This is a genomic window from bacterium (genome assembly GCA_021372615.1).
In the GTDB taxonomy this organism is placed as follows: domain Bacteria; phylum Armatimonadota; class Zipacnadia; order Zipacnadales; family UBA11051; genus JAJFUB01.
This window is the reverse complement of sequence record JAJFUB010000054.1, coordinates 16,468-43,181: the sequence shown is the minus strand read 5'-3', so window position 1 is coordinate 43,181 and position 26,714 is coordinate 16,468. Positions and strand designations below refer to the sequence as shown.

At 69.0% G+C, this 26,714-nt stretch carries 18 protein-coding genes; 5 read left to right on the top strand and 13 right to left on the bottom strand.

Annotated elements, in window-relative coordinates:
• Positions 1-117 precede the first annotated feature (117 nt).
• The 5 genes from LLH23_08375 to LLH23_08355 all read left to right on the top strand — a co-directional run bounded on the left by LLH23_08375 (position 118) and on the right by LLH23_08355 (position 7,886).
• A complete protein-coding gene (locus tag LLH23_08375) occupies positions 118-900 on the top strand; it encodes a GDSL-type esterase/lipase family protein (protein MCE5238494.1) in 783 nt (260 codons plus the stop codon).
• Positions 891-1,895, top strand: a complete 1,005-nt coding sequence (locus LLH23_08370; GenBank protein MCE5238493.1) for an amidohydrolase — start codon at positions 891-893, stop codon at positions 1,893-1,895. Before LLH23_08375 ends, LLH23_08370 begins: the two co-directional genes overlap by 10 nt.
• A 15-nt stretch (positions 1,896-1,910) precedes the next feature.
• A complete protein-coding gene (locus LLH23_08365) occupies positions 1,911-2,570 on the top strand; it encodes a response regulator transcription factor (protein ID MCE5238492.1) in 660 nt (219 codons plus the stop codon).
• Positions 2,571-2,635: 65 nt separating this feature from the next.
• Positions 2,636-6,694, top strand: coding sequence for a heparinase II/III family protein (locus LLH23_08360; GenBank protein ID MCE5238491.1), 4,059 nt, complete (start codon positions 2,636-2,638; stop codon positions 6,692-6,694).
• A 10-nt stretch (positions 6,695-6,704) separates the two neighbouring features.
• Positions 6,705-7,886: a GNAT family N-acetyltransferase gene (locus tag LLH23_08355; protein MCE5238490.1), complete on the top strand. Its 1,182-nt coding sequence runs from the start codon at positions 6,705-6,707 to the stop codon at positions 7,884-7,886.
• 201 nt (positions 7,887-8,087) lie between these two features.
• Here LLH23_08355 and LLH23_08350 read toward each other — a convergent pair whose 3' ends face one another.
• The 13 genes from LLH23_08350 to LLH23_08290 all read right to left on the bottom strand — a co-directional run bounded on the left by LLH23_08350 (position 8,088) and on the right by LLH23_08290 (position 26,711).
• Positions 8,088-9,029, bottom strand: coding sequence for a bifunctional enoyl-CoA hydratase/phosphate acetyltransferase (locus tag LLH23_08350; protein MCE5238489.1), 942 nt, complete (start codon positions 9,027-9,029; stop codon positions 8,088-8,090).
• A 20-nt stretch (positions 9,030-9,049) separates the two neighbouring features.
• A complete protein-coding gene (locus LLH23_08345) occupies positions 9,050-9,889 on the bottom strand; it encodes a 4-hydroxy-3-methylbut-2-enyl diphosphate reductase (GenBank protein MCE5238488.1) in 840 nt (279 codons plus the stop codon).
• A gap of 19 nt (positions 9,890-9,908) precedes the next feature.
• Complete coding sequence (locus LLH23_08340; protein MCE5238487.1) at positions 9,909-12,917, bottom strand: cellulase family glycosylhydrolase; 3,009 nt, start codon at positions 12,915-12,917, stop codon at positions 9,909-9,911.
• 77 nt (positions 12,918-12,994) lie between these two features.
• The gene (locus LLH23_08335) at positions 12,995-13,879 is read right to left on the bottom strand and encodes a polyprenyl synthetase family protein (GenBank protein MCE5238486.1); all 885 of its coding nucleotides are present in this window, start codon (positions 13,877-13,879) and stop codon (positions 12,995-12,997) included.
• A gap of 17 nt (positions 13,880-13,896) precedes the next feature.
• A complete protein-coding gene (locus LLH23_08330; protein ID MCE5238485.1) occupies positions 13,897-14,919 on the bottom strand; it encodes a G5 domain-containing protein in 1,023 nt (340 codons plus the stop codon).
• Positions 14,920-15,096: 177 nt separating this feature from the next.
• Complete coding sequence (locus LLH23_08325) at positions 15,097-16,440, bottom strand: S41 family peptidase (GenBank protein ID MCE5238484.1); 1,344 nt, start codon at positions 16,438-16,440, stop codon at positions 15,097-15,099.
• A gap of 130 nt (positions 16,441-16,570) precedes the next feature.
• Positions 16,571-17,713 (bottom strand): peptidoglycan DD-metalloendopeptidase family protein, encoded by a 1,143-nt coding sequence (locus tag LLH23_08320; GenBank protein ID MCE5238483.1) that lies wholly within the window; start codon positions 17,711-17,713, stop codon positions 16,571-16,573.
• Positions 17,714-17,761: 48 nt separating this feature from the next.
• The gene (gene ftsX / locus LLH23_08315; GenBank protein ID MCE5238482.1) at positions 17,762-18,640 is read right to left on the bottom strand and encodes a permease-like cell division protein FtsX; all 879 of its coding nucleotides are present in this window, start codon (positions 18,638-18,640) and stop codon (positions 17,762-17,764) included.
• Complete coding sequence (ftsE, locus tag LLH23_08310; protein ID MCE5238481.1) at positions 18,630-19,316, bottom strand: cell division ATP-binding protein FtsE; 687 nt, start codon at positions 19,314-19,316, stop codon at positions 18,630-18,632. The genes ftsX and ftsE overlap by 11 nt, the downstream gene beginning before the upstream one ends.
• Positions 19,317-19,488: 172 nt before the next feature.
• On the bottom strand, positions 19,489-19,887 hold the full coding sequence (locus tag LLH23_08305) for a hypothetical protein (GenBank protein ID MCE5238480.1): 399 nt from the start codon (positions 19,885-19,887) through the stop codon (positions 19,489-19,491).
• On the bottom strand, positions 19,820-20,485 hold the full coding sequence (locus tag LLH23_08300) for a DUF294 nucleotidyltransferase-like domain-containing protein (GenBank protein ID MCE5238479.1): 666 nt from the start codon (positions 20,483-20,485) through the stop codon (positions 19,820-19,822). The genes LLH23_08305 and LLH23_08300 overlap by 68 nt, the downstream gene beginning before the upstream one ends.
• A gap of 104 nt (positions 20,486-20,589) precedes the next feature.
• Complete coding sequence (locus LLH23_08295) at positions 20,590-23,682, bottom strand: hypothetical protein (protein MCE5238478.1); 3,093 nt, start codon at positions 23,680-23,682, stop codon at positions 20,590-20,592.
• A 20-nt stretch (positions 23,683-23,702) separates the two neighbouring features.
• On the bottom strand, positions 23,703-26,711 hold the full coding sequence (locus tag LLH23_08290; GenBank protein MCE5238477.1) for a beta-galactosidase: 3,009 nt from the start codon (positions 26,709-26,711) through the stop codon (positions 23,703-23,705).
• Positions 26,712-26,714: the final 3 nt, after the last annotated feature.

Here is a 26,714-nt window from a genome sequence, read left to right as displayed (position 1 = left end):
GGAGCGGTCACCGACCGCGACCGGCTGGTAGCACGCGAAGGGTCGCGGTCGGTGACCGCTCCCACACAGAGCGTTGTGGCTCCCACACAAAGTGTTCTCTGAGGAGGAAGACTCGACATGCTACGAGCCGTCGCCATCACCGCAGCCGTCGCCGCTGTCGTTCTGGCCAGCGCCGAGGACTGGCCCTGGGCCAAGTACGGCCTGCCGCCGAGCACCAACCCCACCTGCATCCCCCTCAAGCGCACCGACTGGGCCGAGGCGTACCACACCGCCATGCTCGTGCGTGAGAAGAAGCCTGACCTGCAGCTCGTCTTCCTCGGCGACTCCATCACGATGATGTGGCGCAGCCAGTCGGGCTATGAGGGCGGCACGCCAGTGTGGGAGAAGTACTACGCGCCCCGCCAGGCCGGCAACTTCGGCATCTCCGGTGACCGCACCGAGCACATCCTGTGGCGCATCACCGAGGGCGGCGACCTCGACGGCCTGAACCCGAAGGTGCTGGTGTTGCTCATCGGCATCAACAACCTGCTGCAGAAACAGAACACGCCGCCCGACGTGGCCGCGGGCATCACGACCATCATCAGTGTTCTGAAGACCAAGCTGCCGCACACGAGGATCCTGCTGCTGGGTGTCTTCCCGTGCTGGGAGAATCCGGACCATCCGCACCGCCAGTGGGTCAAGGACGTCAACGCCCTCATCAAACCGCTGGCCGACGGGCAGCGGGTGTGGGTTCTCGACCTGGGAGACAAGCTCCTGGAGCCGGATGGCCGCATCTCGCGGGTCACGCTGCGCGATGGGCTACACCCGTCTGAGCATGGCTACTGGCTATGGGCACGCGCGATGAAGCCTTACCTGACCGACCTGCTCAACAACGAGGGCAAGGGTGAACTATGGAAATGACCTGGGAGCTGCGCGAGCGGGACCGGGAGGTCTTCGCGCGCGAGCTGGATGGCTTCGTCCCCCCGCGCCTCTTCGACGCTCACTGCCACCTGTACCGGGCGAGCTTCTGGCCCGGGCCGGCCCCGGCGTACGTGCAGGCCGGACCGCCGGACGTGACCCTCGATGTCTACCGCGAGCAGATGGCCTGGATCGTGCCCGGGCGGGAGGTCCACGGCTTGCACATGGCCTACCCCGCCCGGGGGCTGAGCCCCGAGGCCGTGGCGGCCGGCAATGAGTGGGTGGCGCAGCAGGTGGCGGCCGACCCGCTGGAGCGGGCGCACCTGATGGTCACCCCGGACATGGATCCGGAGTTCGTGCGCCAGGAGGGGCGGCGGCTGGGCATGTGCGGCCTGAAGGTCTACGCCGCCTTCGCCCCACGCGAGGACTACTACCGGGCGGAACTGCCCGAGTACCTGCCGGAGCCCTTCGTGCAGGTCTGCCACGAGGAGGGCTGGTCGGTCACGCTACACCTGGTGCGCTCGCGCGGCATCGCCGACGTCTCCAACCAGCGCTGGATTCGCCAGTACTGCCAGGCGTACCCGGACATGCAGCTCATCCTGGATCATTGCGCGCGGGGCTTCAACCCCTACCACGTGCTGGAGGGCCTGCCGCAGCTAGCGGACCTGCCGAACCTGTGGCTGGACACCTCGGCAGTCTGCAACGCGGCCGCTCTGCAGGCGGCGTTCGACATCATCGGCCCGCAGTGGCTGATGTACGGCTCGGACTTCTGCGTCTCGCACCTGCGCGGCACGAACTACCCGGTGGGCGACACGTTCATGTGGGCCTACGAGACGGACGGCCCGCCCGCCCCGGTCTATGCCGACGGGTTCGAGTGGCCGCTGGTGGGGATAGAGCACCTGCGCGCGGCCAAGACGGCGTGCCGACTGGCGAAGCTGAGCGACGCGCAGATCGAGGACTTCTTCTGGGGCAACGCGGCAAGGCTGCTACACCTCTGAAGGACACACTGCACCATGCCCATCCACGTCCTGATCGCCGCTGCTGACCGTGAACTGGCCGAGGCTGTCGGCTGGTATCTCGAAGCCGAGGGGAGGCGCGTGACCATCGCCGACAGCGGTCCCGCAGCCCTGAAGGTCTGCTCTCGCGTGCGCCCGGATGCCGCCGTGCTCGACCTGGCGCTCCTCGGCCCTGAAGCCCTGGCGGAGCTGCGCGGCGCCTCCGCGCTGCCAGTGCTCGTGCTGACGGACCGGGAGGCGCCTGCCATCGAGGGCGTGGACGCCGACGCTGTCGTCGCGGGGCCCTGTGGCGCGATGGAGCTGGTGGCGCACCTGAAGACGCTGCTGCAACGGGCCGGCCTGGGCGACAAGGCGCCGCTGGCCAGCCCGCACCTGCGGGTGTTCCCCGATCAGCGCGAGGTGGCGATCCGTCACCAGCCCGTGGCGCTCACGACGCTGGAGTTCGACCTGCTGGTCTGCTTGATGCGCCACTCCCGGGTGGTCATGTCGCGCTCGCAACTGGCCGATGCCATCTGGGGCGAGGACTTCTACGGCGACCTGCGGCTGGTGGACAATCACATCAGCCGCCTGCGCAGCAAGCTGCGGCAGGCGGGCCTCAAGCCGCTGCCCATCGTGACCGTGCGAGGGGTAGGGTACGTGTTCCGGCCGGAGGGGTAAGGCCCCCGCCATGCCGCAACCCGCGGGGCCAGTGTGGCCCTGCCAGACGCCTCAAGGAGGACGCAATGCGGACGCTGCTCGTAGCGATAGCACTCTCGACGGCGACGCTGGGCCTGGCTCAGATCCAGTGGGACCGGGCACCCGAGGCCTACCAGGTGGGGCCGGATGGCGCCATTGAGATCAGCGACGGCGGCGGCAGCACGCCGGACAAGTACCTACTGACCGCGCAGGACTTCCGCGACTTCGCCCTGGAGTTCGACATGGTCGCCCGGCCGGCCGGCGGGCCGAAGCTCCGCGCGATCATCGTCTGGGCCGTGCAGGCGGATAAACACGAGAACCGCAAGGCGTTCTTCCTGCCGCTCGACACGCTCAAGGTGGGGGAGAAGGTCCACTTCCGCCTGCTCGTGCTCGGGGGACGGAGTCTGCTGTATCGCGACGGGCAACTCATCAGCAGTGGCCCCACCGTGTACGGTGAGCCGCCCGCTCAGGGCCGCGTCGGCTTCCTGCACTACTACAACCACAACGTACGCTATGAGCACGTGAAGCTGCAGCCGCTGGACCCGACGACGCTGGCGCCGCCCACGAAGCTGCAGGCCATCGTCACGAAGGGCGGAGCGGTGCGCCTGACCTGGGGGATGACGGCCGACTACGCCGACCTGCTGCGCTACCGCGTCCGCCGGGGCGACGAGATCAGCGAGACTGCGGTGCGGGAGTTCGTGGATCGGACGGTGCGCAGCAACCAGGCGTACACTTACACCGTCGAGGCGCTGGCCGGCGAGGGTGTGGCCAGCCGCCCCGCGACCGTCACCGTGAGGACGGGGAAGCTGCCGCCGCCGAAGGCGCCGCAGCGCGTCACCGCCACGGTGCGGCTGGACGGGTCGGTGCGGCTGCGCTGGCAGCTCGACCCGGACAGCCGCTGCGCGGGCCTGGGCCTAACGAAGATGATGACCCCGCAGAGCAAGCCCCTGGGCGTCGGCTCTGTGCCTGTATCCGCCACGGAGTTCCTCGTCCCCGGTCCGGCCTCCGCCTGGTATGCCGTCAACGTCAAGTCCCCTGACGGCGGACCCGAGACGACTGGCATGTGCCAGACCCGGCCGATGGCCCCGGCCCTCGCCCCCGGCGGCGGCGTGCCGGCGAAGCACCCGTACCTGCTCTATGGCGCGGCGCAACTGGAGCGCGCGCGCCGGGCGCTGCAGACCCGGGAGAACGAGAAGCTGCTGGCCTCCCTGCGCAGCTCGGCGGACGGGTATGTCAGCAAGCCCGCGACCATCCCCACCGGCGTGACCGACGAGATGTCCGCCGTCACCTCGCGGCTGCAGCAGGTCGGCCTGTACTACCAGTTGCTCGGCGATGAGCGCTACGCGCAGTGGGTCCATGACGCGCTGCTCGGTTACGCGAAGCTGTACCCCACGCTGCCCGCGCGCGGTGGCCGCGTGAAGATCACCAAGACCGTGTCCGGCCTCTATGAGGCCGTGTGGTTCGTGCCGCTCGTGTGCGCGTATGACCTCGCCTATGAGAGCCCATGCTTCACCGCCGCGGAGCGCGCGCAGATCGAGCGCGACCTGCTCCGACCCGGCGCCGAGCTGTTCTGGGTACGCGACTACCACGACCCGCAGGACAACCGCCCTGGCGACTTGCACTACAAGTGCTACAACTTCCAGGCGTGGTTCGACTCGGCGGTGGGACTGACGGGGCTGTTGCTGCAAGACGCTGACATGGTCGAGCACGCGATCGACGGCCCGTATGGCCTCAAGCACCTGCTGGCTCACGACGTGCAGGATGACGGCCTGTTCTGGGAGCGCTCGGCGGGCTACCACAGCTTCGTCATCAGCGCCCTGTTCCCGCTGCTGCAGGCGGCCGCCCGCTGCAACCTCGACCTGTACAAGCTGTCGGTGCCGGATGACTACAACACCGACCGCGAGCCCATCATCAACTACTGCGTCGGCGACGGCGACAACGGACCCAAGAGCATGAAGCTCATGTTCGACGGCCCGTTCTACTACACGTTCCCGGACCTCACGTGGCCGGTGGTGGCCGACAGCGGACGCGGGCCGCTCTCGGTCAACGCCGCCTACCGCGCGGCCTGGGAGCACACTCGCGACCCCAAGTATGCCTGGCTCATCAACCGGGGTCGGCAGACGACCATCCCCAAGCTCGGGGCCAAGGATGCCGCAGCGAAGGTCTGGCTGGCCTGGGACGACCAACGCCTGTATGTCGCCGCCGACATCACCGACCAGGTCGTGCGCAACAGTTGGACCAAGCCCGGCGACGTGTGGCAGGGGGATGCGCTGTGGGTGGGCCTCAAGTGGCGCGACGGTCAGGGCGGGCCGTATGACTTCATCTATGGCCTCAGCCCCGGCGACTTCGACAAGGTCCCCCCGGTGGCCGCGCTCTTCAACCGCTTCGGTCTCGCCAACGCGGGCGTGAGCGCGGGCAAGTACGTCGTCACGAAGACGCCGGAGGGCTATGCGCTCGAGTTGGCCATCCCGCTGAGTGAACTCGCCCCGCAGGGCGACGAGCAGGGGACGGCCTTCGTGCCCCGCGAGGGCGGCAAGCTGACTGCGGACTTCGTGCTGTATGACTGCGACAGCACCGGTGGCAACACGACCAAGGAGAAGATGGTCTGCTGGTCCTGTCAGAACGACCGCTACGACTCGGCCGAGGGTGGCACGCTGCTGCTGTCCAGTGCCGGCGTCCCGCCGGCCAGGGCGATCGTGGCCCCTCGCGCTTCGGGCCTCACTGTGGACGGCAAGCTCACCGACTGGGTCGCCCGCCCCCCCACCGCCGTCATCGGCCCGAAGTCGGTCGTGATGACCGACGCCTCCTCTGCCGGGCCGAATCTGGATGACCTGCTCTACGAGCGCCCGCCCAACCCGGGCAAGTTCGACTACAGCGGGGCCAGATTCTGTAACAATGGCGTGCTCGAGTACGGCAGCAGCCTGTTCCCCTCCAGCGGCTTGGCGCTGCTGCGCCAGGGCGACTACGCGGGCAAGCTCCCGAGCACCGAGGGGTTGGCCGTCAACATGACCTTCGGCCCCTACGGCGGTGGGCACAACCACCCCGACAAGCTCAGCCTCGCGGTCTGGAACAACGGCAAGCAGCTCCTCCCGGACTTCGGCTCCTGCGGCTATGACAGCGCCGAGAAGGGCCAGTGGACTGCCCACACGATCAGCCACAACACGCTCACCGTAGATGGCAGGAGCCAGTACCCCGGCCTCGATACGGACAAGACGTGGCCGTGCGACAGCTTCCAGAAGCGAGCCATGGGCAAGCTCGGGTTCTTCCATGCCGACCCGTTTCTGCGGGTCGCGCAGGCGAGCTGCGACGCCGTCTTCGAGGGCGTCCAGCTGACGCGGACGGTGGCACTGGTGGACGGGCGGATCGTGGACTTCTACCGTGTGCGGAGCCGCGACAAGCACGTCTACGACTACGCCCTACACATTGACGCGCCCTTCAAGTCGGCCTCGGCACCGCTGACGCCGCTGGCGGATCCTCTCGGCAAGAACTGCGGCTATCAGCACATCCACCAGGCGCAGGGGGCGGCGGCCACGGCCCAGCAGAGCAGCACGACGTGGGGCGACGAGAGAAGCGGCCTGACGATCACGAGCCTGGGTGGTGAGCCGACGGAACTCATCGTCGGCCGGAGCATCACCACGGCCCTGGATAGGCTCATGCCGATGCAGATTCTGCGGCGCGAGGCCACCGACACGATCTTCGGCACGATCCTGGCGCCGGCGCAGCCCTACGGCGGATCGGCCCAGTGGGTGACGGACGCAACCGGAGTCTCGGTGGAGACGAGTCTGGGCTCTCTCAAACTCTCGCCCGACCCGACGAAGCCCTGCCGCTTCCCCGGCGGCACTTTCACCGGCGCGATGGCCTACAAGGGCGAGCATGACGAGGGCGGGTTCGTGTCGCTCGTGAAGTGCACACAGCATACCGACAAGTTGCTCAAGCTGTGGGCCGACCGGCCGCTGAGTCTGTGCGTGTACGGGTACTGGGATCGTGGCTGGCTCATTGTGGGCCACGACGGTGGGGGCAAGGTGACGCTGCAGTTCACGGGACGCCAGCCCCTCACGTTGCAGGTGAAGGCCGGACAGGTCGTCGAACTGCCGCGCCAGAAGTAGGAGGAACACGATGGACAACCTCGTCTGCCGCGAATACCGCCCCGAGGACGTGCACGATCTCCTGGGCATCCGCAACGCCATCTTCCCGCCGCTGACGGCCGAGCAGTGGCGCTCACGAGAGCCGGCGATGACGGCCTCGCTGGCGTATCTGGACGGCGAGCCGGTCGGGGCCATCCCGCTGGATCAGCGGCCCTTCCAGGCCGCTCCCGGCGCGGTCATCCGCACCGTCTTCGAGAACGCCGTGGGCACCCGCGAGGACATGCGCTCCAAGGGCATCGGCAGCGCCATGATCGCGGCGGCCAGGGAGTTCCTGGCGGACCGGGTGGACATGCTCATGGTCTACCGCGGCGCCGAGCGGAGCAATGGCTACAACTTCTACCTCAAGAGCGGCCACCGTGACCTGATCTACATCCGCCAGGCTGTCTGGCAGCCCGACGCGGGCTCCGGTGAGGCGGCCGTACTGGGTCTCGACGACCTGTACGCTGAGGAAGAGGCTGTCTACGCGGCCCACCTGGCTACCTACGGCGGCTACGGCGGCTTCCCGCCGCGCCGCCCGGGCTACTGGCGCGAGGCCATGACGGCGATGATCTACGAGGTCATCCCCCAGGAGACGGTCTATGTGCGCTATCCGGCCGTAGGGGAGCTGCAGGGCTACCTGCTGGCCGGGTTCACCTCGGGGCGCTACGCCAGCGACACGTGGACGGTACAGGATGCCGCCGGCGAAGCGGCCGCGGTGCGGCAGTGCTTCGATACCCTCGGTCACATGGCCGCCGGCCAGGACCGCAAGGTGGCGATCCACCTGTCTCACGAGCACCCGTGGCGGGAGCTGTGCCAGTCCCTGGGGTTCGTCGAGGGTCTGCGCGGGCTGATGATCATGGGCCAGCCCGTTCGGCCGCAGGAGTTGGTGCAGCAGACCTGCACGGACCTGGACCTGCTGTCCGGTCTGCGCGTCAAGGCGTGGACGCCGACATGGGATGGCGTGCTGTGGGAGGACGAGCCGGTGCGGCGGGAAGTGACGATCGAGGCGAAGGACGACTTCCTGACGCGGCTGCTGTGTCGGCGGCTAGACCTGCTTCGGGCGGTGGAGATGGACGTAGTGTCGGTGCACCAGGGCGATGAGGCCACGGTGCGGCGGCTCAGCGCGGCCTTCCCCTACACACCGTGGGTCTACCTGCACATGGACTACGTGTAGTGTGGTATCGCGGCGGCATGGCGTAGTGCAGGCGGCCTCGCCTGCCCACGGACGGCAGTGGTTCGTGTGCGGGCGAGGCCGCCCACACTACTGGTGTGGGTGGGCACACTCGCCACGACGTGCCCCGGCGGGGCCCCCGTCGGCCCAGACTGCTGCGCAGTCTGACGCCGACACCCCGCCCTACCCGGTAGGTCCGGGCGATCAGAAATGCACCCGGCCTACCTTGAGCCGGCCGGTACGGGCCATGTTCGAGGTGAGCATGGCGGTAGCGATGGAGTAGAGCTTCGCGGCCGCCGAGTCCGCCCGTGAGGTCAGCACCACCGGCGCCGCCGCCCCCACCAGCACCCCCGCGCTCTGCCCCCCGCACATGAAGGCGTACGCCTTGGCCAGGATGTTGCCGGCCTCGATGTTGGGGCACAGCAGGATGTCGCAGTCACCGGCCACCTCGCCCCCGATGCCCTTCACCCGCGCCGCCTCGGCGTTGATGGCGTTGTCGAGCGCGAAGGGGCCGTCCACGGTGCAGTTGGGGAACTGGCCGCGGTGCTCCATGCCTGCCAGCGCTGCCGCCTCGACCGTGGCCGGCATGTCGGGGTTCACCAGCTCCGCCGCCGCGAGGACGCCGACCTTGGGGCATTCCAGGCCGAAGCAGTTGGTCAGGAAGACCGCGTTCATGATGATGGCGGCCTTGGTGGGCAGGTCGGGCGCGATGTTCATGGCGGCATCGGTCACGAAGGTCAGCTTGCCCCGGTAGGTCGTGTCGAGGATGAAGACATGGCTCATGATGTTGCCGGAGCGCAGGCCCTTCTCTTTATGCAGCACAGCGCGCAGGAAGTCGTCGGTGTGGATCTGCCCCTTCATCAGGATGTCGGCCTCACCCGAGCGGACGGCCAGCACGGCCTGCTCGGCGGCGGTCAAGTCGTCGGGCATGTCCATGATCTGCTCGGACGCCAGCGTCAGGCCCACCTTGTCGGCCTTCTCCCGTATGGCCTCGGCGGCGCCGAAGAGCAGCGGCCGCACCAGTCCGGCCTGCATCGCGTCGCGCACCGACTCCAGGGCGCTCTCCTGCTCGGCCACGACCACGGCAACGGTACGGGTCGGGAACTCGCGGGCCTTTTCGACCACCTGCTGCAGTGACGTGATCACAGTCTCCTCCTTGCTGGGCGCTAGCCGGCCAACTGTCTCAGGCGCGCCGCGACTTCCTCGATGACCCAGTCCGGTGTGGACGCCCCCGCCGTTACGCCGACCCTGGCCGCACCACGGCCCCACTCCGCCTGTAGCTCCGCCGCCGTCTCGATGTGGTAGGTCGGCGTGCCCGTCTCCGCGCAGATCTGCGCCAGCCGGGTCGTGTTGGCGCTGTGGTGTCCGCCGACCACGATCATCGCGTCCACTTCGCGCGCGACCTGCAGCGACGCCTCCTGACGCTTGGTCGTGGCGTCGCAGATGGTGTTGGCCACCCGCAACTCGTTGACCAACGGCAGTAGATCGTGCGCGAGGGCCTGCAGATTGTCCAGCCGCTGAGTGGTCTGGCAGACAACGGCGACCTGCTTGCGCAGCTTGAGGCGGGCCAGGTCGGCCGGTGACTCCACGATCGTCGCGGCTCCGCCGGTGTGCTCGGAGATGCCGAGGGCCTCGGGGTGGTCAGGGTCGCCCAGCACGAGCACCTGGTAGCCGGCGGCCTGGAACTGCGCCGCCTCGCGCTGGGCACGGGCGACGAACGGGCAGGTAGCGTCCACGAGGGTGACGCCGCGCTCCTGCAGCCGGGCGATCGTGTCCGGGCCGGTGCCGTGGGTGCGGAGCATCACGACTGCCCCCGGCCGCACGTCATCCACGCTCTCAGCGACGCGCAGCCCCTGCTCCTCCAGTCGCGCCACGGCCTCGAGGTTGTGGATGAGCGGCCCCAGCGTCACGCCGCTGCCGTGGCACGCCAGCATCTCCTCGGCCATCTTCATGGCCCGGCGCACCCCGAAACAGAACCCGCCCTCCGTCACGACGATGGTCTCCATGCTTACCTCACCGCAGCCGTCAGCGCCCGCGGAACACGAGCGCCAAATCGTGGTCGGTCACGCCCAGGTCCAGCGTCTGGGCGCCCGCCGTCCTCACCGTCCGGACGACCCGGCGGTCGTCCAGGTCCCACACCTGCCAGGCGCCGGTGCTCTGGGCCAGCGTCACCCGTAGCGGGCAGGCGGTGCGGGTGCGGACGTTCTGAGGCAGCAGGCCGCCGACGTTGCGCACGTACGCGATCAGCAGCTTGCCGTCGGCCGACGCCAGGGTGCGGCTCTGGTACCCGGCCGAGCACCTCACGCGGACGCCGGGGGGCTGTGGCGGCGCGAAGCTGTCGGAAGGCAGCGTCCCCGCCCCGGGCTTGCCGAAGACCAGCGGCACGCCGTGCTCCAGCGCCCACCAGCTATAGCGCGCCAGGTTGCCCAGATCGCGGGCAGTGTCGGCGACCCCGACGGTGAGCGGAGGCGTAGCGGGGCGGAACTGGCGCCAGTCCACTCCCGCGGCGATCCGCGAGACGACATCGAACTCGCGCGGGTCGGCGATGGCGTCCCACGAGATGCCGCCCGGCGAGCCGCACAGGAACGCCAGCCACAGGCAGTCGCGCGTGATGAGCGTCTTGAACTCCGGGTAGTCCACCTCGCGACCGCGGTCGTTGCCGGTCTCGCCGAGGATCACGACCCGGCCGTGGCCGGCGTCGGCGAGGGCCATCATGGCGGCGTAGTTGCCCATCTCGCGAATGGCGTCGTTCCCCGCCTGCTTGCGGTAGGTGCCGTAGTCCATGTACGTCGGGTAGGCGTGCCAGTTGAAGAAGTCCACCTGCGCGCCCTCGATCCACTCGATCTCCTCGCGGGGGGTGGCCTCGCAGGCGCTGGTGGTGGTGAGGTGGTTGCGGTCCACCTCGTGGATCGCCTGGACGATCGCATTGGTCCAGCGGATCGCCGCGCCGCGGTCGCCGCCGGCGGTGTACGTCTCGTTCATCACTTCCCAGGCGAAGATGCGCGGGTCGGTGGCATAGGGGGCGACGACCTCGCGCACGTACTGCTGCTGCAGCGCCAGGGCCTCGGGGCTGGTGAACCAGTCGGCCTGGGCCTTGATGAGCGCGTCATAGGCCGCAATCCCCTTGAAGTCGAAGTTGCGGTAGTGGCCCCACCACATGACCGGCAGGGCGCGGACGCCGAGGGGGCCGATGAGATCGAGGAAGTGCTTCACCCGCGCCGCCATGTCCGGCTGCAGATGGCCGCCCTGATCGGCGCGCATCCCGCCGACGTTCACGCCGAAGCGGACGACGTTGACCCCATAGGCATGCAGCAGGGCGATCCAGTCGCGCACGGCCTGGTCGGAAGCGTAGGCCCAGTCGCCGGCCCCCCGCGTGACCTCGGTCGTGGGCGCGAACATGCCGATGGTGGCGAAGCCCCAGGGCGTGAAGTCCCGCCCGTCCTGCGTCAGAAACCAGCCGTTGGGGGCGAGCTTGATGATCCCGCCCCTGGTGATGGCCGTGGGCTCGGGCGGGTAGACGAGCAGGCGCAACCGGTGGGTCTCGCTGCCCGTCGCCAGCGTCACCTCATAGCTGCCCGCGGCGAGCTTCCCGGCGGCGAGGACGGTGCGGCCCTCGGCTTCGGCCCGCAGGGGCACGCTCTTCGGCTCCTGGCCCACGGGCCCCAGCTTGGCCTGCAGGCCCCTGGCTTCGACGGGCACGCCCGCGGCATTCATATAGCGGAAGGCGAACGCGACGGCCTCACCCTCGGGGAAGGCGAGGCGCTCGGGCATGACCAGCGGGCGGGCAGTCTGAATCGTCGTGCGGGAGGTGAAGATGAGCTTACCCTCGCGCCGCGCCTCGACCGCCACCGGGTACCGGCCGGTGGGAAAGGCCTCGCGCAGGGGGGCGGTGCGCAAGGCGCCATCGGGCTGCGGGCGAGTCGGCACGGACTGGCCGGCGATCGTGATGGTCGCCGTGACGCCCGGCAGGGGCTGTGCATCGCTGCCGAAGACGGCCACGGTGATGGCGGAGTCGGCGCGGTCTACGCTGACGCGCCCGCGCCCGACGTTGCCGAAGCGGTAGGCCTCGACCTGTACCCAGTCCGCGCCGTCGTTATCCACCTTGATGGTGTGCTGCCCCGCCGGGACGGGGATGGCATAGTAGCCCTGGTACTGCGTCAGCTCCGTCTCCGTCTCTCCGGGGAAGGCCTGGCGGAGCGCTTCCTGGCCGTCGAGGGTCACGATCAGGCTCGAGCCGCCATAGCCGGACGTCTTGGCGACGCGCACGGCAAAGGTGCCCGGCTCCACGTACTCCACGGCGAAGGTGACCGGGTTGTGCAGGTCGCGGTGGTTGCGGACGCCGTGGAGCATCCGGGGGATTGGCACGGTAGCCGGCACGCCCAGGAGCGGGTCCACCGCCACCGGCTCCTTCGGGGCGGGGAGGTCCCAGCCGGGGGTAGTGAACACATCGAGATCGCAGAAGCGCCCGGGCCGCCCACCGCGCTCGGCCGGCAAGGCCACGATGTCATCCACCAGCACGTCCAGGGGCTTCTGGGTGTTGCTGACGTTGAGCTGGATCAGGACGATGTCCGCGAGACTGGCGGGGAGACCGGCCGGCTTGAAGTCAGCGAAGGGCACAATGAGGTGCTTCCAGTCGGTGAAGTCGAGCTTGATGGCGGTGACATAGCACAGCGCCGGCTTGCGCTCGTAGTTGCCGAGCATGAGGTTGAGCGTCTCGCCGGAGCCGTCGCCCTTGACCCACAGGGCGAGGCGGTCGCAATCCGCCCCGATCCACTCGACCGGGCGGACGGCCGTCTGCATGTGGCCCCACTTGCCGGGGCAAGCGGCGATGCGCAGCCGGGCGGCAGCCACGCCCTGCTTCGCCTCGCCCACGGCGTCCATGCGGCAGTAGGGCGGTTGGGCTCGGTCGGGGCGGCCGTCCACGGGGTACCAGCCGGACACACCGCGCTCGAAGTCGTCCACCACCTGCAGCTCGCCGGCGTTAAGCACGCCGGCCGTCATGACGAGCAGGGCGAGAGCGGCTGCGAGTCGCATGAGCGTCCCTCCTGGGGAGGTGATGACGGGGTCAGCCCCCTCTGCGACCGCACAGCGGTCGCGCGGGGACAGACCCCTCAGTGCCGGCGCGCCACCACGAACTCGGCCAGGGAGAGCCACGGGTCCGTGTCGGGCAGGCCGCGGGCAGCGGCCAGGGCTCGGGCTGCCACCTGCTCGGCGCGCTGCCGCGCCGCCTCCACCCCCAGCAACCCCGGGTAGGTGGCCTTGCCGGCGGCGGCATCGGCGCCGACGGGCTTGCCCAGCTCCGCCTCCGTGCCGGTCGCGTCCAGCAGGTCATCGGTGATCTGGAACAGCAGTCCCAGCGCCTCGGCGTAGTCGGTGAAGCGGGCCAGCGTCGCGGCCTCGGCTCCGGCCAGGATCGCTCCGGCGCGGGTGGCGCACACGATCAGCTTGGCGGTCTTGTTGATGTGGATGAACTCGAGATCGGCTTCCGTGTACGGACGGTGCTCGGCCTCGATGTCGAGGGCCTCGCCGACGATCAGGCCGCGGGGTCCCGTATACTCAGCCAGCTCGCGCACGCACTGCAGGACGCGGTCGGGCGGCGTCTCGGGCCGCTCCGCCTGGCGGGCGAGGCACTCGAAGCTCTGGATGATGAGCGCGTCGGCGGCCAAGAGCGCCGTGGCCTCGTCGAAGGCCAGGTGCAACGCCGTGCGGCCGTGGCGCAGGTCCGCGTTGTCAATGCAGGGCAGGTCGTCATGTACGAGAGTGGCGCAGTGCATCATCTCAAAGCCACAGGCGGTGGGCAGCACCACATGGGGCTCCAGACCGCACGACGCAGCGGCCTGGATCACCAGGAAAGGGCGCAGCCGCTTGCCGCCGTCCACGGCGTGGCGCATGGCCGCCGGGAGGGCGGTGGGGGTCTGCCCCGGCACGGGCAGCAGATCCGCCAGAGCGGCCGCCACCCACTGCTGTGTATGGGCCAGGGCCCGGGGAATGTCCAAGTCAACCACCTGCCAGGTCACTTCGTCCCGATGAGGACAAGCTGGGGCTGCGGTTCGGCGATGACCTCCTCGCCCAGCGGACGGCGCGAGACCTCGCGGGCGTCATTCATCGTCACCTCCCAGCGCACGCGCTTGCTGCCGGCCCGGCCGGGCTGAGCGACCCGCTTCTGTCCGCGCGGGAGTTCGGAGGTCGTCTGGCGGCGCACCCCCGCCGGGATGGCCACCGTGGTCACGGTCTCCTTGATGGTCACGACCGTCAGCCCGCTGTGCCGGCTGAGCACGCGGACCTGCTGGCCGGGGTGCAGGGACTGGCCCCGCAGCCCCGGGTTGAGGTCCCATAGCTCGGATACCGTCATGCCGTAGGCGCTGGCGATGCGCTCAGGGAAGTCGCCGGCCAGCACGGTGTAGGTCTCCTGCCGGCGGGCGTTGGTGAGCAGGTCGGCGGCCTGCGCCTCGTCGGTGACGATCTCGGCGGGGAGCACCGTGCAGGGGCGGATCGCCGGCTCCGGCCGGAGCCGGGTCTTGCGCACCACCGCGTCACTGGGTGAAGCGTACTTCGCTTTGAGCCGATCGAGCACCGTCAGGGCCATCTCGCGACTGGGCAGGATCACCAGTTGATGGCCGGACTCCTCGATGGCGAAGGCCTCGCGGAGCACCGTCACCTTGCCCTTCAGCAGGCGCACCGCTTCACTGACACTCAGGATGCGCTCGCCGTCGGTCCGCCGCGTCTCGTCCCCCCAGGTCTCGCGGAACGTGGCGCGTCCCCCGGGGCCGCTATCGGCGACGAGCAGGCGCTGGCGCACCGCCGCTGCGGCCCGCTCACTGCGGACGAGGGCCACCGGCTTCCCGTCAATCAGGATCGCGCGTCCCAGCGGTGGCGCCTTGGCGTAGAACAGCAGCACCATGAGCACCGCGATCAGCAGGAGAGAGGCCACCAGGCACCAGCGGTAGACGCGCAAGAGGCCCAGCAAGCGCAAGTTGCGCCGCTCCAGCAGGCGGATGTCCTCGCTTCGGACGTCAGAGGCGTGCTCTTGGGCCATGATGCTCGTTGACGGTGGGAGCGCTCCCACAGTGCTGCTCCCTGCACACCAGGCCCCCTGTGGTTCCCCGCCCGAGGCGCCAATGCCTGCAAGACAAAACGGCCCGGGCAAGTTGCAGGCCCGGGCCGTCTCAGATCCGCGTCACTATCTACGCCGGCGTTCGTCCGGCGCCGCGGGCTACTGCCCCATCAGCTTGAGCAGTTCGGCCTTCGCCAGGCCGACTTGCTTCTCATGCCAGGCCTTGGCATTGAAGTCCGGAGTGTTCGGGTCGGGCTCGGCGAAGAGCACGTCCGGCTTGACGCCGCGCTTGCCATCGGCGTCCCGCTCGCCGATGTCCCGCATCTTGGGCGTCAGGTAGACAGCCGTGGACAGGAAAAGAGCCGACTGGTCCTGCAACTCGCAGATGGTCTGCACCTTGGACTTGCCGAAGCTGTGCTGGCCGACGATCAGCGAGCGCTTCGTGTCCTGCAGCGCGCCGGAGACGATCTCGGAGGCGCTGGCGCTGCCACCGTCAACGATGGTGACCATCTTGACGTTCTTGGGGATGGCCTTGCCCGGGATGGCGTTGAGCGACTGGGCCTCCTGGCCCCGCTCGCGGGTCCAGACGATGGGGCCGTCGGAGATGAAGAAGCTGGCCACCTCGACGGCGACATCGAGGATGCCGCCGGGATCGGACGACAGGTCCAGGATGAGGCCCTTCATGCCCTGCCTGGTGAGGTCATCGAGGGCAATCTGCATCTCGCGCGTGGCGTTCTGGTTGAAGGAGGTCAGCCAGACGTAGCCGATCTTCTTCCCGGGGTCCATCATCCACTGGATCTTCTCGCCAGGCTTCGGCTCCTGGGCCGGCTTGACGACCTTGACCTCGATATTGGCGCGGATGACCGTGACCTCGATGGGCTTGTCGGCGCCCTCGCGGATGACCGTGATCGTCACCGGGGTACCGCGCGGACCGCGGATGAGCTTGACCACCGCGGTCAGCGTCATGCCGTTCACGATGGTCTTGTCGACCTTGACGATGATGTCCTTGGGCCGCAGGTTTGTCTTGGCGGCCGGCCCCTCCTCGAGAATGCTCGAGATGACGACCTGTTCGTGGCCCTTATCGTCGGCCTTGGACTCCAGGACCGCGCCGATGCCGTCGAAATGCCCGGAAGTGTCGGTGCGGAACTCCTTGAACTCCTCGGGGTCCAGGAAGCGGGTATAGGGGTCGTCGAGCGAGGAGAGCATGCCGCGGATGGCGCCGTAAGTCAGCTTGTTGTCATCCTTGACCGGGTAGACAAACTGCTGCTTGACCTTCTCGCGCACTTCCCAGATGACTTCGAGGGCGTTGAGGTTGGTCACGCCCGGGACATCGAGGTCCTGGCGGTGCTCAAAGGCGCCGGAAGTAACCTGGGCCACCCGGGCGATCGTCTCCAGGAGGCGGCCACGCCCCGCCGCCAGGCCGGCGAACGTGCCGGCGCTGAAGGCCGCCAGGGTCAGGACCACCGCCAGGGCAATGAGCACATATTGCTGCTTGAGCTTCACGTCGTGCCTCCAGCCTGCCAGGACGCACCGCGCGCCGGACTCCCGACGCGCGCTGACAGGGGGTGATGTGCGGATGAGTTCAAGTGTTCTAACCCTGCGGGCCCGGCCAGGGTTCCCTGCTCCTGGGCCGCTAGAACGGCGCCACCGGCGAGCCGTAGCGGCGGACGCTGAAATGCAGGTGGTCGCCCGTGGACCAGCCGGTGCTGTCCACGCTGGCGACGACCTGGCCGCGCGAGACGACGTCTCCGGACGACACGCGCAGACTGCCTCTCATGCAGTGGCCATACAGGGTGGACATGCCGCTGCCGTGGTCAATGACGACGGCGATGCCGTAAGCGCCCCACCAGCCGGCGTGGATGACGCGGCCCTTGTCCGCGGCCCGGATCGGCGTGCCCCCGCCACAGGCCAGGTCCACCCCGTCATGGAAGCGACGGGTGTGGGTGATCGGGTGGATGCGCCAGCCGAAGGCGCTGGAAATGTAGCCGGGCACCGGGCGCAGGAAGCTGCCGCCCCAGGAGCCGGAATAGGCGCCGCCGCTGGCGCCGGAGTGCTGGACCCGGCTGAGCATCGCGGCGATCTCCGAGGACGCCTGCTCGAAGGCTGCCAGCTCCCTCTCAGCCCGTGCGCGCGCGGCATTCGTGTCCTTGAGCTTGTCCAGCGCGATCTCGGTCTTGATGGCGACCTCATTGCGCTGCCGGGCGACTTCGTCGCGTTGCGCGGCTTCCTGACGCCGCTTCTCCTGCAACGCCGCCTTCTGGCGTGCCAGGGCGCGGCGGGTGGCCAGCAGTTGCTGCAACAGGCCCTGGTCGCGCTCGACGATGACCTGCGTCATCTGGGCGCGGTCGGTGAAGTCGGCAAAGTCGGTGGCGTTGAGCACGACCTCGAGGTAGGACGGGTTGCCCGCCTCAGACTGCGCGAGGACCCGCGCCTCCATGCGCTTCTTCTGGGTCAGGTGGCGCTCCGACGCCTCCTGGTGCTCCCGGCGCACGACGGCCAGCGCCGCCTGGGTGTGACGCAACTGGGCCGTCGCCTGGCGCAGGTCGCCCTGGGCCTCCTGCAGCGCCTGCTGCGCGGCCGAGAGCTGGCCCCGCTGGGCCACGGCGCGCTTCTTGAGGGTGTGGATCTTCGCCCGCGCCGCGGCGGCGCCGCGGTCGGCGGCGGCCTTGCGGCTGCGCAGCGAGCGGCGTGGAGCCGCATAGGGCGCGTCCAACGCGGCTGTTGTCAGCAGGCTGAGGACGACGAGTAAACCGGCAAACCGGACGGTGTTGTTCAAGTGCCGCTGACCTCCTCTGGTGGGGCGTTTGCAGGCGCCAGGACCAGTCTAGATGAGTCTCAGGTAATGCCGGGTGCCCAGCAGGCTGCCGATGACGCCGAACAGCATGCCGCACAGCACGAGCCCGAGGGCCGAAAGCGTCAGGAATCGCGCGCCATAGATCATGTCAATGAAGGTCAGGCTGGCCGTGATCTGCTGGACCAGGTACGAGTAGCCGAGCAGCAGCAGGACGGCCGCCAGAACCCCGCCCAACAGGCCCTCGACAGCTCCCTCGATGATGAAGGGGGCGCGGATGAAGTTGTTCGTCGCGCCCACGAGCTGCATGATGCGGATCTCGCGGCGGCGCGAGTGCACGCCCAACTGGATGGTCGTGCTCACCAGCATGAGCGCCGCGAGCGCCATCACCGCGCCGAGCACCAGCCCAAGCATCTTGACCCCGTTCGCCAGTCGGAACAGCTTCTCGGCCACGTCGCGCTGATAGCGGACCTTGGCGACGCCCTTGATGCCCTTGGCGCTCTGCACGACCGCCCGGAGATCATCCGGCTCGTTCACCGTCACCCGGACCATGTCCGGCAGCGGGTTGGCGATGGCGCTCTTGAGGTCCCTGTACGGGATGTTGACCCGCTTGGCATACTCCTCAAGAGACTGTTCCTTGGATACGAAGGTCGCCTGCTTGACCCGTGGGTCCGCAGTGAACTGGTCCGTGATGGCCTCACCATCGGCTTTGTCCATCAACTCCACCGAGATGGTGGCCTGACGGGCCAGGTTGCCGGCCATGTGCTCGATGTTGGCCGCCATGAGCAGGAACGCGCCCAGGATGGCGAGCGACACGGCGATGTTGGCGACGGCGCCCAGCGCCACCAGGCTGTGCCGGCGCAACGCCGTCCAGGCCTGGGTGAGCACCAACTCGGTGTGGTTAGCTTCCATCGTACGTGCCCCCTTCGCGGGCGTCCCGCACGATGGTCCCCTGCACCAGGCTGATGACGCGCCGGTTCAGCCGGTCCACGATGTACTTATCATGGGTGGCGATCACGACAGTCGTACCGCTGTCGGCGATCTGCGCCAGCAGTTGCACGATCTCCCACGATGTATCGGGGTCGAGATTCCCGGTCGGCTCGTCGGCCACCAGGACGGGTGGCGTGTTCACCAGCGCCCGCGCGATGCAGATGCGCTGCTGCTCGCCGCCACTGAGCTGGTGGGGGAACGAGGACGCCTTGTCGCCCAGGCCGACCAACTCCAGCGCAATGGGCACCCGGCGGTGCTTATCCGCGCGCGAGACGCCCATCACGTCCAGGGCAAAGCCGATATTCTCCCAGGCCGTCCGATCCGGCAGCAGCCGGTAGTCCTGGAAGATGACGCCCACCTTGCGGCGCAGGGCCGGCACCCGCGAGGGCGGCAACTGTGCCACATCCTGGCCGCCCACGATGACTCGGCCCTCGGAAGCCACGTGCTCCCGGTAGATCAGGCCCGCCAGGCTGGACTTCCCGCTGCCCGAAGCGCCGACGATGAAAGCAAACTCCCCGCGCCCGATGTGCAGGTCAATGCCCCGCAGGGCGCGGGTCCCATCGGGGTAGACCAGGCCTACCCCCTGCATATGGATCATCTGAGACGTCTCCGATGGAAGCTGTGTAGTGTGCCGCGACGCTGTCTGCGATGGCCGGATTATAGCACTGCAAGCAACGCCGTGGCAATTCGCCGCTCCGCAGTAACGGCAAGATGGTATGTCTTTGTCGGTCCATGCTGGCTGGAGTGTCGGACGGCTGCCTGCCGCACGCCTACGCGATCGGAGCGGGCGGCAGGACGCTCTGCACCCAGTCGAGCAGGCGACGAACTTGCTTCATGACACGGCCGGCCTGCGCCGGGGTGATGGGGGCGCCGTAGTACTGCACCTCGTTCTTCATCTGCAGAATGGCCGCCAGCTTCTCAGCGTGTCCCGCGGCTGCCCGACTGTGCTCAGTCTTGCTTGTGATCTGGCGCAGCAGGGCGACTGCGGAGGCGTGGTCATCCGCTCTGGCTCGGCGCCCGCCGAGGTACAGGCACAGGGCATCGTTGGCCGCGATGGCGGCGAGAATCGCATTGCTGGCGGCCTGGTTGGCATGAGGCGCGTCATGGACGCTCTCGGCCACCTCCCAAAACAGCGTCGCCTGGCGCCAGTAGTCCTTCCATGTGGCCATGGATCAGTGCCCCCGGGTCTGTCCCCCAAAGTAGCAGTCCGTCCTGCACAACGTTCACCCAGAAGGGATCGCTCGCCTCATGCCAGCGGTAGAGCCGGGCCATATCCACCACATGCCACGACAGATGCAGGTGCTCGGCCTCCGCCAGGCTCAGGCACTGCCGGCGGGCCTCCGCCTCCGTGCTCCGCGTCAGGCGCTGCACGACCAAGAGCAGGTCTGTGTCGCTGTGGGCAGCAGCCTCGCCGCGCGCCTCGCTCCCGAAAAGGATGATGGCCTGAAGGCCGAATGTGCTCTTGGCCAGCGCGCGGACGACACCACGAAGACGACGCCCCTCCTGCACGAAGAGTTCCTTGAGCTGGCGCGCGAGGGCCGTGTCGTCCTGGTAGGTGTAGAGCTTGGCGCGCCCGCCACCGGCCTCGCCGATGATCTCCGCCGCGCTCAGCTCCCGCAGGACCCGCGAGATGTGGCCGGTCGCGGTGCCGGCGCGGCGCGCAATCTCACGCCCCGTGAGGGCCACGGGCGATTGGGCCAGCACCCGCAGGACCCGGACCTTGGCCTGCGAGGAGAGGACATCATCAAGAGGACGGGCAAGCAGCATGGGAGCCTCATCTCACCAAGTGATGCACATAAGCATCATATGGTGCTTATGTGCATCATAGGCTACTCCTGTGACCGGCCCATGTCAAGCTCCGTCGGTCGGCCCTACCGCCCCTGCAGCAGATATGTCGTCGTCGCCGACACCTTCAGCTTGCCTGACGCCGGTAGCTTCCGGCCGGTGCCGACCTCGGTAGCCACCGCCACCCCCGGCAGGCTCAGTTCCCCCTCCCGGAAGGCGAACAGGACCTTGGGCCGGCCTGCGAAATGCCACAGCACCCCCTGGTCGTCCGGCAGCAGCACCCGCCGCTCCATGTAGCGCACGACCGCATTGTAGTCGCGGTTGGCCCGGGCCACGCGTTCCAGCGCGCCGGGGACCTCCTTGACGCCCTCGTAGTAGATGAACGGGCAGCACTTGTTCGCCAGGTAGCGATAGTAGTGGTCCTCGCCGCCCAGATAGCGGGCGTAGACCGCCTCATCCTGGGCCGAGGCCGGGCCGTAGTACGGGGAGCTGTCATAGAACGTGTCCGGCGCCGGGAAGGCCGGGCCGTCGTCGTCCTGGCGGCACGGGAGACCGTTGGACTTGATGCCGAAGCACGCGCAGCCCTCGACGTACGTGACCAGGCCCATCCGGTGCAGTTCGCGGTGCAGACGGAAGAGCGCGTCGCCCTGCCGCAGCCGGAACTGGGGGTCCTCGGTGGCGATGAAGTGGGTGAAGGAGCAGTACGAGTCGAGCCACAGGCCATCGAGGCCGGTGCGCTCGTGGAGGCCCCGGACGCTGTCCACGAAGTACTGCCAGTGGTCACCCGTGAGGTCCACCCCGCGCAGCGTCGGCCAGCAGTACGAGGTCGGCGGCTGCCCGTTGGCGCCCTTCAGCTCGCGCTCGGGGTGCTGCTTGAAGATGTCGGCCTGGCACCACAGGTGCGCCGGGCAGAGCCACTCGATGACCTGCAGGCCGTAGGCATGGGCGGCGTCGCACAGCGTCTTCAGCGCCGGCTCCCCGCCGAAGCGCTCGGCGATCTCCAGGCGGCTCGGCCCGCACACCACGCCCTCCCACAGCGGCCCCAGGTAGACGCGCTTGAAGCCCAGCTTCCCAAACTCCGGCACCCACTCGCGGGCGATGCGGGGCAGCTCGGTCTTGGACTCCGGGCACGGGGCGTACTGCAGCCGCGAGACGTTCACCATCGGCAACGGCGTATCGCGCTTGAGGTCATAGGCCTGGCGGCAGGTGGCGTAGGTCGCGTCCCGCGCGGCCGCGAAGGCGTCGGCCCCGCGCCCCCGGGTGAACAGGACGTGCTTGGGGCCGGTCGCGATCTGCGTCCCCCACGGCAGCCGGAAGAAGTCGTTGACGTGGACGCCGAAGCGGCTGGCGTAGGCGCTCTTGTCCACGAAGCCGGGCTGCTCGAAGCCTGTGATGAGGGAGCCCTCCGGCCCGGTCTGGAAGTCGAAGGGGTCGGCGTGCACGAACCGCAGTCCGCCGCCCCCGGCGTTCGTCTGCTCACCGCCGAGGGGGAAGACGTTGTCGAGGCTGTAGGTCTGCTGCGTCTGGGCGGTGAGGCCCGTGCTGGTGCCGGCCAGGCCCCAGACGGTGCGATCCGTCAGGCCGCGGAAGGTCCGCGCCGCCGACCGGGCGGCATAGCTGTACCCGAAGCCCGTGGCGTCCATGTCCATGAGCTGCGTCCTCTCGGGCCACAAGTACCACAGCACCTCGTCCGGCTGGCCTTCAGCCGGCACGAGTTGGAGCTTGAGCGTCACTCCGTCGGCATGGCCGGGGCAGCCGACCGTCGCGCCCGCGAGAGCGCACCGCACGTAGTCGGCCGGCGGGTCGGCCTGCGGCAGGGGCGCCCAGGGCGGGGCGTCGGCGGCATGGAGCACCAGGCTCCCCAGCCGCACCTCGCCGATCCCCAGGAAGCTGCCGCCGTCGAACAGGCCGCGCAGCGTCACGCCACTGCCCAGCTCCAGGGACAGCTCGGTCGGTGTGGCCGTGACGATCCGTGTCTTCGCCCCCGCCGGAACCGTGACCGCCACAGCCTCGCGCGTGGGTATGGGCGGCAGCGGCACAGGGCGGGCGTCCTTGAGGGCCGACTCCTTGAGGGGGGCGCCCAGGCCCTCCGTGGGCGCTACGAGCGCGGCCACCGGGCGGACGTCGAGGTCGGCGAGCCCGAGCGGACCACTGCCTTCGGCGTACCAGATCTCCAGTCGGGCCTGCCGCACCTCCGGCACCGGCAGGACCGTGGCGACGTTCTCGCGCCAGGCATGTGAGCCGCTGCGCGGGCCGCCAACGGCATGATAGGCCCAGGTGTTCTGCAGCCACTTGACCTCGGCGCCGGCGTCGTCGTAGTAGCGCAGCTTGAAGTGGACGCTGGCGCCGCTTTGGGCGCGATGCCGGAAGCGGATCTCATACGGGAAGCCGCCGCGCAACGGGAAGAGCGGGCTGTCGAACTCGCGCCACACCGCCCCTGAGGCGCCGCCGCCGGCGCTCTGCTTCCACCAGTTGGCGGCGTCGTAGGGCTTCCCCTCCGCCGCCACGGCCGCCGGCCTGCCCAGCAAACCCGGCGTGTCGTACGGGCCGTCAGCGACCTCCACGGTCGCTCCCGGCGGGGCTGTCCAGCGCCCAGCCTTCACGTCGGCCGCGAGGTCGGGGTGGTAGGCGTAGCGGGCAAGGTCGGACAGGGGTGTGAAGCTCAGCGTCAGGTCGTCGAACGTCGCCTCGGCCCCCTCGCCCTCGCAGGCGAGTACCACGGCGACGTGGCCCACCTCGGGCTTGTCGGGCAGATAGGTGATCGTGACCTGCCGGTACTGGTCCGTGAGCGCGACGCTCCGGCCCGCCCAGCCGCCGTTGAAGATGCACTTGGCGTCATAGGTGTAGAGCTGCAGCCCGCCGGACCCGTGGCCCTTGACCCACACCGACACGGTCAGGAAGGTCTGGGCGTTGACCGGGAACCAGCGCTGGTAGGCGTGGCAAGTGCGCTTGGCCCCGGCGCGAAGCGTCACCGCGGCAGCGCCGGAGCGAGGGCTGGCGGAGCGCACCCAGGCGCCGGCAAGGTCGGGGTGGTCGTTGAGCGTCCAGCCGACCGGGGCGTTGTTGGCCCAGTCCTCGAAGCCGGGGTTGACCGGGGCTTGCAGAACGCGCTCGGCCTGCGCCCCCGCCAGCACCGGCGTGAGCAGCGCCAGGCACACACACAGCCGCCTGACAGTCATCGCTACCAACTCCCTTGAGGTCAGTCCAGCCGGAACCACCGCGTCTGCCCGCGCTCCATGTCCACCTCGACCGTCTGTGCGCGGGCCGCGACAACGCGGCCTGTCGTCAGGTCCGTCACCTTCGCCGGCTGCTTGAGTCGGAGCACCTTGTGGCCCGGGAAGAGCGCATGGATGGTCAGGAAGTGCTGGCTGGCATAGACGGCATCGCCGGGCGCGGCGGCGACCCAGCAACCCGCCCACTGCGCCAGGTTGCGGGCGAAGCCCGCGCTGATCCACGGGCTGCCGATGAAGACGCTCTTCCACTTGCCGAAGTCCCGTGCCGCGCAGCCGACGGCCGTGCTGCTCTCGTAGGTGGTCAGCGGGACGGCCTGTGGGTCCACGACTTGCAGGGCATTGGCCTGGGGGGCGGGGGACATGATGACCTCATCCTCCATGCCGGCGAGCAGGGGATGTAGTGCGGGCTTCGAGCCCGCCCCGGGCGCCGGTTGCGGGCTGGAAGCCCGCACTACGCCTGAGTCGGGGCCCGAGCCCTGTGCCCCGCCCTGGCCCTTCGTCCCGCTCGCCGGCGGGGTCCCTGTCGCCTGCGGCGACACCCCGCCCTGGTTCGGCGCCCCGCCCTGGTTCGGCGTCCCGCCCTGGTTCGTCGCCCCGCCCTGGCCCTGTCCCCCCTCCGCGCCCAGTGCCGGCGTCTCGCCGGCCAAGGCTGTCAGCCTCAGCCCCGTGATCTCCGCCGCCGTCTTCGCGGGGTCGTCGCTACCGATGATCCCCGGGGCGTGGACGAACGCGAGGAGCTTGCCGTCGCGCTTGAGACCCTCAATGGCTGCGCGCTGGGCGTCCGTAATGACATAGGGGTTCAGGAACAGATAGGCCTTGTGGTTGGGGAGCTTCATCTGGCCCAGGTCCGACTGCAGGTACAGTCGGTACGGTACGCCCGCCGTGTTCAGCTCCTCGATCTGCTGGACGATGCCCACGTGGCGATACTGGCCGCCGTACCTCATGCGGATATAGCTGTCGCTTTCCTCGGAGACGAAGACCGCCAGGTCGGCTTGCGGGCGGTCCCGGTCGGCCAGTTCCATGTTGAAGGCCCGCACAGCCTCACCGATGCCGGCCATGATCTGGTCGTCGCGGAACCATCCGCCGGACATGTCGTACCACCAGGTGCCCAGCCCGAAGGCGAGCATCATGCCGCACTCGCGCCGCACCATGGCATTGTGGATGTCGGCAGTCTCGGCCCGCCCCCACGAGAAGTTCTGCTCGGGCTGGTTGGGCACCGAGTGCCATGAGCGCCAGTCCTGTTCGGTCAGGTACATCTTGCCATGCAGTTCGGTCGAGGCGAAGACACTGCGCACCGCGCCCTGGCAACCGGCCATGCGGATGGAGTAGGCGGCCGGGCCGGCCAGGTAGTCAATCGCCGTGTCATTCAGGAAGCGCCCGAGGGCGATGTGGTTGGTGGAGTTGCAGGTGATGTCCTCATAGTACGTGCCGCAGATGATCGGGCGCCGGGTCTCGGACTTGAGCACCCTCGCCAGGGCCATGACGTTCTCGGCCACGCCCTCGGAGTAGAAGCGCTGGTAATCGGCGACCTGGCGCTCGGTCGCGGGGTCCACGAAGACACGGTCCGCCCACAGCTTGTCCGCCCCCGGTATCCGCGCATCCATGGTCGTGACGTTGGGGTCGTTCCAGGCCTTCCGGAACGGCTCCTCGCTCCACACAATCGGACCCTCCGGGGAGGTGTGGTAGCGGTGGCTGAGCCACTCGCGGAAGGCTGCCTCCGCACCGGGGCAGTAGTCGGCCAAGTGCAGGTCCGCCGGGTTCAGGCTGGCCCACTGGAACCACTGGCCGTCGTTGAAGCCGGCGACGTGGTAGCCGATGACCGCACGGCCGGGGACGCTGCTCTCGACGTGCTTGGCCAGGAGCTTCAGCGTCGCCGACACATCGTCGCGCAGCTTGTGCGACACCAGGCTCGGGGCGAAGCGCTCGCCCTCCTTGGGGTCGTTGCCCCAGCGCTTGGGATGCATCCACACGATGGCCTTCTGGCCATTCTGATCCTGCGTGACATGGTCGGGGTTCTCGGCGCCCCAGGCCGGGTAGGGGTCGGAGCACATGTAGAAGATGACGTAGCCCTGCGGGTCCACGCGCAGCACGCGCCACAGGAGGTCATCCACGACACTGAAGTCGTACTGGTCTTTCCCCAGCCACGGACCCTTGGCGCCGTATAGGCCGTTGCCGAGGACGAGCGGCACGAGGTAGACGTGTACGCCGACCTTGGCGAAGTCGCCGATCTGCGCGTTGCTGAAGAAGCCCGGCCCGCCGAAGGCGCTGACATACCAGGCGAAGGGCGTGGGCTTGCCGTCCACGAGGAGGCGCGGGCGCTCGCCGCGCATCTCGACCCTGGCCGTGGCGCGGGGGCGCTTGGCTACCGTGGCCTCCAGCTCCGGCGTCAGGGGTGGCACGTCTTCCTTGGTGGGCGGCTCGTAGCGCGGCTGGGGTTCGGCCCCGGCCTCGGTGACGGTGAAGTCATCCCAGTACAGCTCGGAGGGCAGAAACGCCTGGATGCAGTGCAGGCGGATGCGGTCAATGCCCTCGCGGATGGTCAGCTTGACGCTGACCTGCTGCCAGACCTGCGGCACGAAGGCGGCCGTGGTGACGCCGAAGGTATTGGGAAGGTCCTCAGCGTCCGTCCCCGGCTTGTGCTGGGTGACCATGAAGTACACGCCACGCCGCACCGGCTTGACCGGGTAGATCCAGGCAGCAACGCGGACGGTCATGCCCGGTGTGACGCCGATCGCCTCGCTATCGAGAGCCGTGTAGCCCGAGGCGCCCGCGCGCTTGATGCGGAACGACTTCTGGCCGGTATGGGCCATCCGGGCGGTCCACTCGAACTCCCCCAGGCCTCCTTCGCCCGTGCGCCACGACCAGCCATCCGGCTTGTCGGTCCCGGTCTCGAGGCCGGCGTTAGGGACGAGGGGTTCGGCGAAGGCGGCACAGCTCGCGAGCAGCAGCAAAGCAACGAAGCAGACGGTTCTCATATC